This is a genomic window from Legionella longbeachae (assembly GCF_004283175.1).
In the GTDB taxonomy this organism is placed as follows: Bacteria; Pseudomonadota; Gammaproteobacteria; order Legionellales; family Legionellaceae; genus Legionella; species Legionella longbeachae.
Window position 1 is genome coordinate 441,387 of sequence record NZ_RXNW01000001.1, and the last position, 15,678, is coordinate 457,064.

Consider the following 15,678-nt stretch of genomic DNA (forward strand, 5'->3'; position numbering starts at 1 on the left):
AAGTAATAGCGAGGAAATGATAATGTCGATAATTATTATTTACACCAATTTTGATGGTACCATAACAGAAAAGACTGGGGAAAATACTGTATTTACAGAGTTTTATCAGTCACTTCTGAAAGGTTATAAAAAAGGTGTAAGACAAGATTATAAAAAAACCTCAATGAAAGAGCCAAGTGAGATTCAGTCTATATTTGAAGCCAAGTTTGGAAAATATAACGAAAATTTTGATTACAAGCAAAGAGATACTGATTTTCTTATGAGTTCAAACGCGGTAAATTTTTTTCATGGGCTCTTAACAAAGTGTGGTATTACAGTAAATATTGTAACCAATAATAGGATTGAATATATTAAAGCAATTTTTAAATATCAGGGATTTTCCGACAAGCAAATAAATAAATTAACCATTTTTGATTCAGGACATAAATTTGCTGATGTTGATTCTCAACTCGCTCACCAAAAATATAAAGTAAATCGTATTTATATTCTTGACGACAATGAGGCAGATTATATTGAGATGCTTCGTGCTGTAAAAAGTAATGGATATAATGAGAAAGAAATCCGGGGATACAACAAGAAACCTGGACAATTTGAATGGATTCACTATCTAAAAAATATTAAGAAAATTGTGCCTTTAGTCCGAGATGAACCAGCTTCCGGAGTTGATGATCTGAGGAAAAATTTTCTGCCAACTAATAAACCAAATTTATCATCTAATTTTTATGTCCTAAAGATGATGACTATTTGGGCTGGTATAGGATTAACTGCTGGTTTGGGGATAGGGTTTAATTTGGTTGAAACAGGACTGCTCTCTTCTTTTAGTGGAAATAAGTTAGGTGCTTTAGCTGTAGGTGCTCTAATTGCCGTTGGATGTGGGCTTTTATCAAGTGTTATTGGGTTTGACATTGCCAAAGGAGTTGAATCTAAGCCAAATGAAACCCAAAAAAGGAATCCTGTTATTGATCATGGAGATAGCCATGAATTTATGCGCGATTTAGAGCGCTCGTTAAAGGGCGATATCCGCAATGCACCTTCTGTAGATGTGCTACCAGTGCCAACCTCAGCCAAAGATAATGTAGTTCGAAAAACGGAACCACTCACCAAAACCTTTACCTAAATTGAATTTCTTTTGTGAGGCAGGATAAATGATAATGGTTTCAAATAGATCATTGCGTTAGGCTCCAGCAATTAAAGCGTGGGGCGCAGGAGATTACTTTTAATTGTCAACAAAGCTTATATTTACTGTTAAAATTAGGGTTTAAGCTCATGTCAAAGTATAATTTGGGACATTCCCTGCTTAAGACACAATGAAAGGATAGAGTAAATGAACAACTTGCCCAATTGCCCTAAATGTAATTCTGAATATAGTTATGAAGATGGTGATGTATTTATTTGCCCCGAATGTATGCATGAATGGCCAAAAAATATTGAACATAATGAAGAGTCGGGGCGAATTATCAAAGACGCTAATGGAAACATACTGCAAGATGGTGATACAGTGACTGTTATTAAGGACTTGAAAATAAAAGGCTCCTCTCAGGTCGTAAAGGTAGGTACCAAAGTAAAAAATATCCGGTTGGTTGAAGGGGATCATGATATTGATTGTAAAATTGAGGGCATTGGAGCTATGAAATTAAAATCTCAATTTGTTAAAAAGACCTAATAAATCAACATTTCTCTTACAATGGTTCGTGGGCAAAAAGGTGCCTGGTTTCCTTCGATCTAGTTTAGATCTTATTTAGAGACCATGGGCACCTCCTTTAAGGCTTTAAAAAAGCCAGAAAAACTGTAATTGAATTTTTCAGTCAATATTTCTGAATGCTACGGGAGGCTCCCCATAGCTTTTGTCCAGCAAATGATTTTTCGCCCATTAAATTGGGCATTTCTTAGAAATGTAACCATCGTGCTAGTTTTTGAATCCCTGATAGTAGCTCTTCTTCACATCCACCAAAGGACAATCGTATATAGCCTTCATTCCCAAATGCAGTTCCAGGTACAAGTGCAACATTTGCCTCCTCCAGTGCTTGTTGGCAAAAATCTTCTGAGCTTTGATTTTTAACACCTAATTTATTTAAGGAAAGATAAATATAAAGAGATGAAGGAGGAGGGGGTATCGTAAGTCCAAGATATTGATCTAAAGCATGGATGATACAATTCCTTCTTTCCCACATGCGTTGTTGGACCCAGAGACCAATCTTGATTTCCTTCAATACCGCAACGGCAGCCCATTGACTAAGTGAGGTAACTCCACTAGTACTTTGACTCATTAGCGCAGTTAATGGCTGAGTTATGGTTTTGGGGGCGAATACAAAACCAACGCGCCAACCGGTCATGGAGAAATTTTTTGAACAACTTTGAATAATAATAATTCGATCTTTGAACTGAGAAAATGAGCCACAAGATATATAAGTATGTCCATCATAGATGAGCCCACTATATACTTCATCGGCAATCACTAAAAGATCATGTTCATGGGCAACTTGCAAGAGTGCAGCTAATTCAGACTTTGTATACAATACACCGGTTGGGTTGGCTGCATTGTTAAGAATAAGTATCTTACTTTTGGGGCCGCAGGCATTTTTAAGTGCTTGAGGGGTTAATTTCCATCCTTCAATTTCCCTGGTTTCGACGATTGTAGGTGTACCTCCAAACAGGCAGGTGATTTGTGGATATGAAACCCAATAAGGAGAGGGAATGATGACTTCATCATTGTTTTGTATCAATAATTGCATCAGCAAATAGATTCCAAACTTTCCACCGTTAACAACCAGGCAATTTTCACTGGTGAATGAGCAATTGTAGGATTTATTCATCCACTCACAAGCAAGATAGCGTAGCTCTGATATTCCTGAGACAGGGGGATAATGAGTTAGCCCCTGTTCTAAAGCATGTGTCACTGCCGATATGATGATTGGATGGGGTGGTAACTTGGGCTCTCCAGCGCTGAGATTATAAATTTTAAGACCTGCGTTTATTTTTTGCTGGGCAAGAGAATTTATAGCAACAGTGGCCGAATCTTTCAGGGAAAATTGTTTAGAATGATTCATTGTTTTTGCACCTTTTTTGAGTTTGCAATAATTATTCTAAATAAGCGAGCCACAAACTCCTGTTGTAAGTGGTATTGATCTGACAACTCTTGATAATATATAAACAATTTCTTTTCGCGTTGATGGTCTACTATTTTTTTACCTTCTTTTGATTTTATCTCTCCTATTTGTTTAGCCAATTCTTGGCGTTGTGCTAGTTTTTCAATGATGTAAGCATCTGTTTGTTCAATTTGCTTTCTTAATTCTTCAAGCGTACACATAGAATGCTCCTTATTTTTAGACAGTGGTTTTATCGCAGTGTTTTTTAACTAAGAGAAACGCAGTGCGATTAGGAGAACTGTCTTGAATATTTTTCGCTTTTATTTCTAAACCATAGAGTTGCGCACAACGTTCTGGAGCAATTACAGCAGAGGAGGAGGGTAAGACTCCTTTTGCTAAGTCTTTTGCGGCTTTTGCTGTATCAATCCATTCTATTTGACCCATATTTTTAAATTGCTTCTTCAAAAACTGCTGACATTGAGCAAGTCCTTGTGGATGGGATACGATTTGCTTGATTTGATTTAGATCTGTATCACTTTTAACGAGTAGGCATTGATTGATTTCATGCCAAAGCTCATCAATTGGTGTAAACAGATGTTTTCCCATGGCAAGAAAAGCCGGTTTTACTAATCCCCCTAAAAGATTGACAACTGGAATGATGCCTATATCGATTATTCCATCTTCAATAGCATTGAGTACTCCTTCCATATCCAGTAAATAAGCAAAGATGGAGTCAAGTCCTTTCTTTTTGGAATAAAGAAAGGCAGCTTCCTCCGAAAATGAGCCAACATCACCTGCAATACCAAATAAAACAGCCATTATTGCACCTCTCTCTTATTGTTCATTTCTAATGCCTTCAATTTTGCTAACTCTAAAAGAAATGATTCTGTTTGCTCCCAACTTAAGCACGGATCAGTAATAGACAACCCATTTAGATCCAGTTTATTAGGGTTGATAGGATCGACTGTTTGATTTCCTTCTTTGAGATAGCTTTCTACCATGAATCCTTTTACTAACCGTTTTAAATCGGACCTGTTTTGGATGCTTTCGATGATGGATAATGCAATTGATGGTTGAAGTTGATGATTTTTTTTACCATTAATCATACAGTTATCATGGCTAACATCGATAACTACAGAAGGGTTAATGATTTGATGCCTCTCCATGTGATGTTTTACTTCCTCAAGATGCATAATAGAATAATTAGGTGCATGATTAGAGCCACGTAAAACCAGATGGGCATGATGATTGCCATGCGTTTGAACTTCATAGCCATCAAAGACCGCAACATGAGGATATTGCGATGCGATAATGCTATTGATTCCTACTGTCAATGAACCATGGGTAGGATTTTTTAATCCCACCGCGCAGTCTAGGGCAGATGCAAAAATACGGTGCTCCTGATCTTCCGAGCTCCGAGCACCAATAGCCACCCAAGATAAAAGTTCAAGAAAACCTTTGGCGTTGTGAGTGAATAAAGCCTCATCAGCGATAGGAAGCCCCATTTCTATAACTTTAATCATCATGTCCCGAGTGTATTTTATTCCTGAGGCAATATCTGGTGCTAAGAATAAGTTGGGTTGATTGACAGGGCCTGTCCAACCTTTAGTTGTACGAGGTTTTTGGATATAAACGCGCATAATTATTTTTAATGCGTGTTTTACTTTATGGTTTAATTGTACCAAACGGCTAGCATACTCTAAAACAGCTTTTTTGGGCCAGGCAGAGCAGGGGCCAACTATCATTAAGAGACGTGTATCTCGTCCTTCCAAAATCGCTTTAATTTCATTACGATCTTTGGCTATTTGTTGGTAAGCAGAATCAGATAAGGGTAATTCCTGGATAATTTTTTCTACTGGTGGTAGTTTTTTTAAAATTGAATAGCTCATCTTTGCCTCCTGGAACAAGAAACAATTAGGGGGAGCTCGTGGGAATCATGAGTTCTTGGGGGATGATGCATGGTTGACACTCCTCTTGGTTTCATCCAACGCCCTTAACCTTTATCAGTCTGGGAGTTCGGATGCCCAAAAGCCCCCAGACTAAGCTGGGGGTTGGAGTGTTAGTTAACTCTACTTACCACCCAGCTGCGGGCTAAAAAAGCTAAAATAAAAAAAGCCAGCAAAGACTTGTATCAAATCTGCTATTTTATTTAACTTGATGGTTTCAGTAGAATGGAACATGAATATTACAAAAAAATGAACTGTACATTTAAATTACACTACTGCACTAGCATTTGTCAACACACTTTAAATGGCTTTATTTTGTACACCAATGAATTATCGCCTAATTTATTAATTATCAATAAGATTAAAATTTATACTTCTTTTGCTATACACCTAATTAATGATTGTAGAAAATACTGATTCCCCTCATCTTTCACAATGCATCATTGAAAATTTTGCAAACCTGCTTATAAATTAAATAGAATTGAAATTTCGTTAACTTATGAGAACTCTTAGGATGGGGAGTCTGGCAGAAATCCCTAAAAACAAACGCTCAATAATACATGCCTTAGAAGTAACGGTCAAATAGTTAGAGATACCGTAGGAAAGCTTTTTTATAAAAAGCCATACAATGAATAGCAAGAATATAAAAAAACTGAAAGAGCATCAACCCGATACTTTGTCCATAGAAATAAGGGGGATCTCATTTATGGACCAAGTGTTCCAGACTCCCATATAAAGTTGATTTTCGTGAACTGTTCCTTTTATTTTGAATAGCTATACGTTTTTTGCACCATTGTCTTATGTTATGGGAGCGACGCCAACTTTTAAGGATTATTTAGATCGAGTATTTCCAGATCCTCTGTTTAATGGCTTTTTATGGGGTTTAGCATAAGGTGAGGTCGTTTTTTTCTTTATCTGAGAATATTTCCTGGTTGTGGAGGAAATAGTGGTTTGGGGTACATTATGTTGGGGTTCAAAATCTTCGATTTCAATACGATCTAATTTGTGTTGAATCAATTTTTCTATTGACTGCAATTGATTGACTTCATCGGCACTTACCAGTGAAATCGCTAATCCTATTGCACCAGCACGCCCGGTACGGCCGATGCGATGAACGTAATCTTCAGCAACTTGGGGCAAATCAAAATTAACGACGCAAGGCAATTGATCAATATCAATTCCTCGAGCAGCAATATCTGTAGCTACTAAAATATGTAATTCCCCAGATTTAAAATCATTTAAAGCCTTAGTGCGTTGGGACTGGGATTTATTGCCATGGATAGCAGCAGCATGGATTTGAGCTTCAGCTAATTGTTTCACCAATTTATTTGCACCATGTTTTGTTTTAGAAAATACCAAAGCCTGGTTCCATTTATTTCTATGAATCAGATGGCTAAGTAATGCTGCCTTACGGTTTTTATCAACTGGATGTACCGTTTGTTTTATTTTAACTACGGTTGTATTCCGTGGTGTAACATCAATTTCTATGGGCTGATTGAGAATGGTTTTTACAAAACTACGGATTTCATCAGTAAAAGTAGCCGAGAACATAAGATTTTGTCGGTTTTTCGGAAGGTAATTAATAATACGTTTCATGTCATGAATGAAGCCCATATCGAGCATTCTATCTGCTTCATCCAGCACCAGAGTATCAACTTGATCAAATTGTATGGCGCGTTGATTGTATAAATCCAATAAACGCCCCGGTGTGGCAACTAATATCTCTACTCCAGAACGTAGTTTCATCATTTGAGGATTAATTTTTACTCCACCAAAGACTACTGTTGAACGAAATGATAAGTAACGTCCATATTGAATGATATTTTCATGTACTTGACTGGCCAGCTCACGTGTTGGAGTTAAAATAAGAGTTCTCGTTCTATTGCTGTTAGCTCGAGGTTTTGTACTGAGCATTTGCAAAATAGGTAACACGAAACTTGCAGTTTTTCCTGTTCCGGTTTGAGCTGAAGCAAGTACGTCTTTACCTGATAATATTTTGGGAATAGCTTGAATTTGAATAGAAGAAGGCTCTTTATAGCCTAATTCATCAATAGATTGGAGTAAGGGTTCGATTAAACCTAAAGATTTAAAACTCATGCTGTTTCCTTTATTTATTGGTATTTGTGAAAAAAGAAACTGGTGTTGATATTATTATTCAGTATGCTTATTTCAGCAGCAATTATACCACGAATGATAATAAATATTGATACATTATGATCTTCAATACACTTTGTTTGTATGCATGAGTTAAATTTCAATACAGATTCATCAATAATATCGAACAGATAAACAAGTTACCGTCCATAATTAGCGGTACTGATAGGTCCAGAGCCAAGGTGTGTAACGAATTCGTAGTTTTTTGTCATAATCTGCTTTATTTCTTTTTATTTATAGTAGTATATTTTAGAAAAGAGGAGAAATGCTTCGGCTAATTTTTCATTGTTTACTTATACTTACAATGTTTCTTCTAGTCCTCAATTGCTAAATCAGAATAAAATTATCTGTATTTAGAAAACTCCTAACTTTTAATACATAATTCCAAATTTAGGCTTGTGAATTACTAATACACATAGCTAAACCTTATAAGAGAATAACTGAATGAAGAAAATTATTACCGCTTTAATGATTTTATTAACCCTAGTTCAGAGTTCTTATGCCAAGTCATCTGATTTTGGTCAAGAATTGATAACCCAACTTCTAGAACGGCACATGAAAAATTTTTCAGGTTTTGAGCACCAGTACGTTGGTGACCAGATTAATCTGCACTTTTATAATAGTAATCCTGATAAGTTGTTACATTTACCTAATGGATTAATCCTCACTTATGGTCAAATCGTAATGTTAGGAGGAGATTTATTTGGGGATCCCCAACACCCAATCTCAACGTGTATTGTGGACAAACGCAAAGATTGTTTTAATCTTCAATTTTATGCTTTGGCAGGAGATAAAGACAAAAATAATTGCCAAACTCCTCGTACACAAGCTGAAAATCTTATTAAATACCAGGATCAAATGGTACAGCTTTTAATGGATTGGCGATTACAAGGAAAGACAGACTCAGATTTTTATAAGGAATATGGTTCGGTAATTAATAAAAAGCTAAATCGTTTGACTTGTGGGGGCAGTTTTATCAGTGATTATATTCCTTTTGGCAATTATTTAAAGCTTTCGGAAACTAACTTTGATCACTATCAGCCTGATTCATTAATTGCTTATGAGGTTGGTCATCAAGTTGCTCTTGATACAGCACTGCTTGGCTATCAACAAAAGACTAAAGGCAATATTGCCGAGGCAGGGCAGTTATTAGAGTTAGCATACGCTCAAAATGCTTTTGCAAATCACTACTTGAGTGATTCTTTTGCCTCTGGGCATATACGAACACCTCGGCTGGCAATAGAAAAACAAGTCTTCTTACCTTCCATTCTTAATTTGCTGCTCGCTAATCTAATGCATGATGAAGATAATCGATTAGGGTTAATTGTTGTTAATCAGGAGGGTACTCTTTGGACTGCCTATGGCGATAACTATCTTTTTAAAGAAGAAGCTGAATTACAGCGTACTATATTATTGCAAGCCATGCAGCTCTCTGCAGATAGTATTTATGATACTTTTGAATCAGGCAGTTTGCCTGCGCAATTTAATGAATTAAGGTTAGTACCGTTATTTGATGAGGTAGGGCAATTAAATCAGACCTCACCTTTATTTAAAGTGGACAATGGTATCCTATTAAAGAGAAAAGACGGACATGATCCCTATAATTTTGAATGGACTGAAAATTGGTCTGGATTAATGACACTATTGCAATTGGAGTGGTAAAAGGCATATTCAGTGTTTTTGGGCCTCGAATTCATAAGAGGCTCAGGCATAAAGCGAAGTACGTTGGCGTTTTGATTTTGTGTGTATCCCTCAGGAACAGGTATATTCTGATATGAGATCACAATTAGTCTTTTTGAGAACGACAAAAAGTTAGTACGAAGAGCTATTCACTTTCAATGAACATTAAGATCACATCTCTTTGCATGTGATTCTTTTTCATATTTTTGTATTTGGTGTAAAGCCATCTTATGTCCCATTTGTAATAGATCATAATCAATATTCTCTGGCAAGACAGATTTTTTTGCATAAGTCAGAGCGTTTTTAGTTAATTCATAAAGACGATCATATACTTCAGTTTGGTTATCTTCATTTTGAGCTGCCTGAAGAAAAATAGACAATGAATGAAGCATTCTTGCATATCGTACTGGATAATTATTCCATCCATGTTTTTGGAGTGCCGTTATATACATAGCAACTGATTCAATATATGTATTAACGAATTGGCTATTATGAAGTAAGGTTTGTGCCTCTCTTAAATTGATAGAGGCATCATAGTTTCTTTGTTCCCATCCCCAATCCTTTGGTACATGCATGGGAAACATCCACCAATCGTAATGGTATTTTTGCGTGAAAAATTCATTTGGATTTTTTTTAAAAATGTGCTCAAACGTATGTTGTTGTACTTGGGCAATAATGCTTAAACGATTAACTTGATTTAAATGGATAAGCTCGATTTTCTGTTTTGCAGTTAAATCCGGATTTGCTAAGCATTTTTCAGTATATTCTTGAATTTTTTTTGACTCTCTAAAAAATGAAAGTTCTTTTGCCATTTCAACAACAGATTTGGACATATACATCTCCTATGAATTCCATAGCTAAATATAACATTATTTGTGGGGGTTGTGTGCTAATGATTCAGATTTGAAAAATATTTCTGGACAAAATTTTTCGACAATCTGACTAAGTGTATATTCATCAAAGTGCTATGAGGGGCCAATTAAACCATCTATATCGCTCTTTAGAAAATGCTCCCATGATTCTTGTATGTCACTGTTTACTTTTTTGACTGCCTCAATATCAAACCCTTTCACATCAAAGAACTTAATTCCATTATCCTGAGTAAGTACATTAGTACAAAAATTAGTTACTTCTTCTAAATTTTTTAATATTAGTTCATTAGCATCAGGATGTTTTTTTAATTTTTCGATCGCTACTTTAGCTGCTTCGGTAGCGGAGTCATAAATACGCTGTACTGATGTGGGTGGTGGGGCATTTTCAATTTGAAGTGTTCTAAATTCAGCTACAACTTTCTCTTCATATGAGAAAAGAGCATCGTATTCGATAGAAAGTGAGTTTTCTTCTTCGTTAGAGGTATTGTCTTTTTGGTTCCGCAGGGTTTTCATTGTATTACGGATAGGCTGAAATGAAGTCTTAATAAATTTATCAATTTTGTTATTTCTCTCTAACTTGGGCATTACTTTCTCCGGTTTTATTGCTCCTGAGTCGAATCATAGGCTTGAACAATTTTTTTGTCAAAATTGACCCCAAAAAGCAGCAAAAAATGAATCTAAAAAACTTCTATATGACTTTAACAGCAGCAAAAAAAACAAAAAATATACTAGACCATGCTAGCATATGATCATAAAATACCCAACAAGAATATTATAAAAACAAAAATTAATAAATAAATTTATGCGGTGAAAATATAATGAGAACACTAATCAATCAAAATCGATTTCTTAAAGCAATTGAATATGTCAGTAAAAATTGCTTTTCGAAGCCTTATTCAATATCGCCTATGGTTGATAGATGGTTCAATCAATTATCGATAGTTCAGCTTGCAAGTGGGGATATAGTAAATGTCTCAGGTAAAGAAGCGATTGACTTTGTGGATATTATATTGGATGGAGAAGTTGTTGATAAAAAAGATTTGGCTCTAATATTCCAATTCCATTCCCAGAGATCAGGGCATGATAAAGAACGAGCCTTACTTGAAAAAAAAGTTGAATCCCTTAAGCAAGAAATTAGTAGCTTAAATTTTGATAAAAAAGATAAAAAGATTCTTGAATTGGCTGTAGAAGTAAAAAAATTAGAAGATTTTGATGCAAATAAAATAAAAGCAAAAGAACTATATGAAAATATTGTTGAACGAGGCATATCTTTCTTAAATGAGAAGTGTTTAGAAAAAAAATATGATTCAAAAATCATTAACATTGTTCATCGCCCAAATCATGGTTTAACCCACTCAGTGCGTGTTTCTTATATGGTGACTGGAATTCATGCCTTTAAAAAAGAGTTTGGTAAACATTCAAGAGAACTCGATGAAGAACTCGAACTTGAAAAAGCACAAATGATGATGTTATTTAGTGTTGTTGGTCGCCGTGATGAAACGGGTTTTAATGATACAGGAGATAACACCAAGGGATGTGAAACTTATGAAAGTTTTAGAACCGCCTCAGGAAGAGAGTTTCTTAAATACTGCCGCACTCATCTTACTGAACTTTATGATAATAATCTGGATGCTATGTATCGCGATGCTATTATTGTGGAACTCATGGGTTATTCTGATATTCAAGATCGAATAGTCAGAAGGGAAGAGGCGCCACCTGAAGTTTTTATTGATTACGTTATTGAAAAAGAAAATCAATTAGGAAACAATATTTCACGAGAAGAAGCATTAAATTTAATCACTAAACCACAATCTTTTTGGAATAGCTCTTCCAAGTATAGCCTGGGTACCTTTTTTCCTGAAGGTGCTGTTCGAACGCTTGCCAATGCAAAACTAGGAATGATGAATGATGCTCATGGTATTGATTTAACCCGTTGTTATCCGCTCTATCCTTCCAAAAAAGGGGGATCAAAGTCAGTTAGTATTATAGCAGACTTCGTGGACTTGTCGGGTATTTCTGAGTCATCCGACACTGCAAGCGTAGAAAAGTTAGAATCTATATTTAGAGTGTTACGTTGCAGTTTTGATACCCTACAGTTAACCGGACAAAAATCAATGTTTGGGTTGATTTCTCAAGAAACATTTGAACACCAAAAAAATAATACTCTGGCTGCAATTCAGGATATCAACAAACGATTTGATTTTCCTATGAGTCAAAAAAGACGTAAGAAACTGATTGATGAAATTAAGGAAGTACGTACAAAAGAGAATTATTACGATAATTTGGAAGGTGATTTGAGCCTTAACGAAAATAGCAATTCGACACTTGAACTTTATCGTAAGCATCTAATTCTTCAAGAAATTGTAAAACAACTGACAGCGGCACCCAAGTTACAGACTGACAAACGGGTGTTTGATTTTCACAATACTCAAGAAGGTAATCCCCATAAAATTGATCATCATAAAAATGCGATTAATTTAATTTATGGCCTGCGATCAGTGACTCCTGTCAAAGGAGTAGCCCAAGTTGAGTTGCCTGTAATTTCTGCAGTAAAACACAATAGACTGGAAAATAAAGTTACTGTTTTTTTTGAGAATCAGACTCAAGCAGCACTTTTTAAAGAAACTTATATGGCTTTTTATGGTATTAAACCGAATATTATCACCGTTTCACCTAAAGAATTTTCTATCGAAGTGAATAGAGAATATTATAAACAATTGCGCGATGATAAATTTGTAGAATTTAAACAAGTTAATGTTCCCAGGGTGATTAATAGAGAAGAATCATTAGTTGATCCTGACGGTAATATTACGGTTTTAAATATGATAGCAAAGAGCCAGGCTTTAGTGCGTCTTGTTTCTACCTCAGCCTTAAGTGGGGAGACATTTCCGGATTATGACTATCTTTTAAGAGCTTTTGAGGATCCTGTACATGAGCGTTATACTCCTCCTATTCGAGAAAATATTCATTTTCCAGTAGTCCATACAAAATATACCGATCCAAGAACAAATAGAGTCTACGATCGAAAAGTAGTGACCACAGCACTTCCTGATGTCCGTTTTCAAGAGCCTATAACTGAGCCACTTAAGTTTGACGATAAGGTGGCAGATGGATGGATTGTAGGAAAACCAGGAGCACCTCAAAATACTATTTATACAAAAAAATTGGCCCATACTCTGTTACCTTCACATGGAAAAATTATCCCTTTTTCTGGCTACCCAGAAAAAAAATGGAATTACTTTCCTATAGGTGTTCTTTCTGATGTGAATCAGGTTGATTTGAAAGATGAGCGTTATATTTGGTCTGAGAATATGGACACAGTAACCAAATTCTGGGTAAAAGACCCTGCACTTATTAACAAAAAATGCTATGACTTTTTGAATGCTCAGATGGAAAAGTCAGGTGAGCCAAAACGTTTTGCCAAAACAGATGTTGTTGCTTTGGATAAAAGCAAACTTCTACAAGAAGGTATTAGCTCAACTGAGTTGATAAACCATTTACAAACCCGGAAAGAAAAGATTTTTGATATTCTTAAGGTCAAAGGTTATCGGCCAAGTGATGAGGTACTACAGGATTTTAAGATGTTGCTCCAACAAGAGCGAAAAATATATCTTGATCGTTTTAAAAGCAATAAAAAAGTACAAAAAGAAATAAAAGAACTTTATTTAGCTGTAAACGAACGTATTAATCTTGAGGCTGCGCGAAAGAGTACAAAATACTCAATTAACCTCAAAGAGTTGATTGAGCTACAGAAAAAGAGCACGACAGCAGATGTGCATAATGAAATTTTGGCTGGAAATACCAAAGGCGCTACACAGGCTTTTTATGCAACTCGTGATGAACTCTTTGACCGCCTTAATCTTGCTTTTCATGCGCTTCAAATTAAAAAAAAATATCAATACGATGTGCCTCTTTTAATTTTAAGTCAAGATAAGGCTCCATATCATTACACTGAGGCCAGGATTAAGGAAGACCTAAAAAATGCCTATGATCTTCTTCGCAAAGGAATGTTTCCCTATGATAAAACGAAATATGTTGCATACGAACTTGATTCCAAGGGAAATGCTCTTCTTGACAGTAATGGAAAACGGATTCGAAAAAAAGGTTCTTGGGGTGATGTTTACCAGGAAAAAAACCAAAAATATCAAAAAGATATATTAGTTAATCTCTTTAAGATGGCTTTACCTTTAACGAACATGGAACAACTTGAGAAGGGACAAATTGGCGTTGAAAAACTCGATGGGGTAAAAATAGGTAAAGCGGTTGATTCTATTATCGAGCAAATGGATGTTGTTGGTGGTGTTGCACGTGAACGAAAAATGATGCAGAAGATTTTTTCCCAGGGTAATAAAGCAGAAAAAGAGGAATTTTTTATACGTCAAGTGGCATTAGGTAATCTTCTTTTAATAAAAGAAATAAGCCTCGACAGATCATTTAATATTTCTTCAATTTTATCACACAAGGCTATGGAAGTTGCTGAAAAAAATAATCATTTGGCTGTAATAGATTTTCTTAAACCTTCTCATGATGGGGTGCGCGAAAATGTAGGGATGAAACAACCTGCACAGTTTTTTGGTATGCCATCTGACAAAATAAATGTTGATTTAAAATCAGAACTTGCAAATCTAAAAATTCCTATAAATTCGTCGAATTTTGAGATTTTTAAACAACGCATTTCCGCAATAATCAAATTAAACCAACGAGACCTGGGTTCATTAGGGCTAAGTGATTTAAAGTTGCTTCAAAAAACAACTGAAGAGATATTATTAAACAAATCATCAAATACTGAGGCAAATAAAAAAGAGTTGGATCAATTGATAAAGCTGTTCGCTATGAATCCAAAATATATTGTGGGTTATGCACGTATCATGGCTGCTCCAGATAAGGCAGTTGATTTAAGTAGCCTTATCAAAGCTCATGAACTATTAGGAGTAACACTTACTGCAAAAGTAATGACCCTTATTGCTTCTGACAAAACTAAGGAGTGCAAGCTCAATCAACTAATAGATGCCTATCAGCATATGCTTGAAGGACAAGGAAAGGATCAGTCAGTTGAAACATGCCGGAAACATTTGAACAATGCCATGATACTGGCAGAAAAGCGTGGTTGGGATGATGCAATTAACTATTTTTTACTTATAGAGTTTAAGAGGGGAGACATAGCCAATCTTTATTTTAAAGAAGATAAAGTCTTGTCCTATCAGCCAAGAACCCAAGCATTGCATGCTAAAGCCGAGCGATTAATTCAACAGATTGAAGGAAATAGTATGGGTTCTATGGATAGTCAAACCAAAGATTATTGTCAAACAATGAAACAATTAGTTAATGACAATCAACATGATTATATTTTTCTACTGTCTCTATTTTCTGATCTGAATGAGGTTAATAAAGTAATGACTTCGCCAGAAATGCAGGCCATTAAACACGAGATTGACATTCTTGAGCGTAATGCCAAAGGATTCTTTGGCTCTTGGGCTAGTCAAGCTAAAGCTAATGAAATTAAGGAGGCAATGAGTCAAATTCCTTTGCTTGGGCGAGATGATATTCTTGAAAATGATTCCCCTTTATGTGAAAAGGTACAAAAAGTTTTGTTTTCCAATAAGATATTGGTTGATAGGCTCAATGTGGAAAAACTGGGAATCAGATCTACAGAAGCGACTATAGAATTATCACACTAATGTTTGTGTACCCCATATCGCATTCCCAAATGTAGAGCTTGCTTTCTTGTTAATATTATTAAGTTAAATATTCTCATAACATCGTCCTCCCTTGTTTTGCAAGGGGGGGTAATATAAGGCAATATGAGTGAGGTTTGGGCCTTATAAAAGGGAGTTTCGGCATATAGTCTGATTGTATGATTCATTACAAATTCAATGAATCTGCTTTGGTAATTAAGCGAATATGTTCCCTCATTGCAAGTAAGAGATTTATCTATGAAGA

The 15,678-nt window shown here is 35.5% G+C and carries 11 protein-coding genes; 4 read left to right on the top strand and 7 right to left on the bottom strand.

Going from position 1 to position 15,678, the window contains the following annotated elements; translation table 11 throughout:
- Positions 1-22: 22 nt before the first annotated feature.
- Positions 23-1,117, top strand: a complete 1,095-nt coding sequence (locus EKG34_RS01840; protein WP_003631944.1) for a hypothetical protein — start codon at positions 23-25, stop codon at positions 1,115-1,117.
- Positions 1,118-1,324: 207 nt separating this feature from the next.
- The gene (locus EKG34_RS01845) at positions 1,325-1,663 is read left to right on the top strand and encodes a zinc ribbon domain-containing protein YjdM (RefSeq protein ID WP_003631943.1); all 339 of its coding nucleotides are present in this window, start codon (positions 1,325-1,327) and stop codon (positions 1,661-1,663) included.
- A gap of 223 nt (positions 1,664-1,886) precedes the next feature.
- Here EKG34_RS01845 and EKG34_RS01850 read toward each other — a convergent pair whose 3' ends face one another.
- The 5 genes from EKG34_RS01850 to EKG34_RS01870 all read right to left on the bottom strand — a co-directional run bounded on the left by EKG34_RS01850 (position 1,887) and on the right by EKG34_RS01870 (position 7,129).
- Positions 1,887-3,047 carry a pyridoxal phosphate-dependent aminotransferase gene (locus EKG34_RS01850; RefSeq protein WP_003631942.1) on the bottom strand — a complete coding sequence of 387 codons (1,161 nt, stop codon included), beginning with the start codon at positions 3,045-3,047 and terminating at the stop codon, positions 1,887-1,889.
- Positions 3,044-3,307, bottom strand: coding sequence for a chorismate mutase (locus EKG34_RS01855; protein WP_003631940.1), 264 nt, complete (start codon positions 3,305-3,307; stop codon positions 3,044-3,046). Before EKG34_RS01855 ends, EKG34_RS01850 begins: the two co-directional genes overlap by 4 nt.
- 16 nt (positions 3,308-3,323) lie before the next feature.
- On the bottom strand, positions 3,324-3,905 hold the full coding sequence (locus EKG34_RS01860) for a prephenate dehydratase domain-containing protein (protein ID WP_003631939.1): 582 nt from the start codon (positions 3,903-3,905) through the stop codon (positions 3,324-3,326).
- A complete protein-coding gene (locus tag EKG34_RS01865; protein WP_003631938.1) occupies positions 3,905-4,975 on the bottom strand; it encodes a 3-deoxy-7-phosphoheptulonate synthase in 1,071 nt (356 codons plus the stop codon). Before EKG34_RS01865 ends, EKG34_RS01860 begins: the two co-directional genes overlap by 1 nt.
- An 888-nt stretch (positions 4,976-5,863) precedes the next feature.
- The gene (locus EKG34_RS01870) at positions 5,864-7,129 is read right to left on the bottom strand and encodes a DEAD/DEAH box helicase (protein ID WP_003631937.1); all 1,266 of its coding nucleotides are present in this window, start codon (positions 7,127-7,129) and stop codon (positions 5,864-5,866) included.
- 501 nt (positions 7,130-7,630) lie between these two features.
- On the opposite strand from EKG34_RS01870, the gene EKG34_RS01875 reads away from it, so the two are divergent.
- A complete protein-coding gene (locus EKG34_RS01875; protein WP_003631936.1) occupies positions 7,631-8,848 on the top strand; it encodes a hypothetical protein in 1,218 nt (405 codons plus the stop codon).
- Between the two features lie 173 nt (positions 8,849-9,021).
- Here EKG34_RS01875 and EKG34_RS01880 read toward each other — a convergent pair whose 3' ends face one another.
- On the bottom strand, positions 9,022-9,699 hold the full coding sequence (locus EKG34_RS01880) for a hypothetical protein (protein WP_003631935.1): 678 nt from the start codon (positions 9,697-9,699) through the stop codon (positions 9,022-9,024).
- A gap of 132 nt (positions 9,700-9,831) precedes the next feature.
- Entirely contained in the window at positions 9,832-10,323 is a 492-nt protein-coding gene (locus tag EKG34_RS01885; protein ID WP_003631934.1) for a hypothetical protein, read from the bottom strand.
- A gap of 233 nt (positions 10,324-10,556) precedes the next feature.
- Between EKG34_RS01885 and EKG34_RS01890 the strand changes: the two genes are divergently transcribed.
- The gene (locus tag EKG34_RS01890) at positions 10,557-15,416 is read left to right on the top strand and encodes a SidE phosphodiesterase domain-containing protein (protein ID WP_003631932.1); all 4,860 of its coding nucleotides are present in this window, start codon (positions 10,557-10,559) and stop codon (positions 15,414-15,416) included.
- Positions 15,417-15,678: the final 262 nt, after the last annotated feature.

What these genes read in the sequence shown, in the direction of transcription:
- EKG34_RS01850 (WP_003631942.1), bottom strand. Translation starts at nt 3,047, where the DNA reads ATGAATCATTCTAAACAATTTTCCCTGAAAGATTCGGCCACTGTTGCT.
- EKG34_RS01840 (WP_003631944.1), top strand. Translation starts at nt 23, where the DNA reads ATGTCGATAATTATTATTTACACCAATTTTGATGGTACCATAACAGAA.
- EKG34_RS01875 (WP_003631936.1), top strand. Translation starts at nt 7,631, where the DNA reads ATGAAGAAAATTATTACCGCTTTAATGATTTTATTAACCCTAGTTCAG.
- EKG34_RS01855 (WP_003631940.1), bottom strand. Translation starts at nt 3,307, where the DNA reads ATGTGTACGCTTGAAGAATTAAGAAAGCAAATTGAACAAACAGATGCT.
- EKG34_RS01885 (WP_003631934.1), bottom strand. Translation starts at nt 10,323, where the DNA reads ATGCCCAAGTTAGAGAGAAATAACAAAATTGATAAATTTATTAAGACT.
- EKG34_RS01880 (WP_003631935.1), bottom strand. Translation starts at nt 9,699, where the DNA reads ATGTCCAAATCTGTTGTTGAAATGGCAAAAGAACTTTCATTTTTTAGA.
- EKG34_RS01870 (WP_003631937.1), bottom strand. Translation starts at nt 7,129, where the DNA reads ATGAGTTTTAAATCTTTAGGTTTAATCGAACCCTTACTCCAATCTATT.
- EKG34_RS01890 (WP_003631932.1), top strand. Translation starts at nt 10,557, where the DNA reads ATGAGAACACTAATCAATCAAAATCGATTTCTTAAAGCAATTGAATAT.
- EKG34_RS01865 (WP_003631938.1), bottom strand. Translation starts at nt 4,975, where the DNA reads ATGAGCTATTCAATTTTAAAAAAACTACCACCAGTAGAAAAAATTATC.
- EKG34_RS01860 (WP_003631939.1), bottom strand. Translation starts at nt 3,905, where the DNA reads ATGGCTGTTTTATTTGGTATTGCAGGTGATGTTGGCTCATTTTCGGAG.
- EKG34_RS01845 (WP_003631943.1), top strand. Translation starts at nt 1,325, where the DNA reads ATGAACAACTTGCCCAATTGCCCTAAATGTAATTCTGAATATAGTTAT.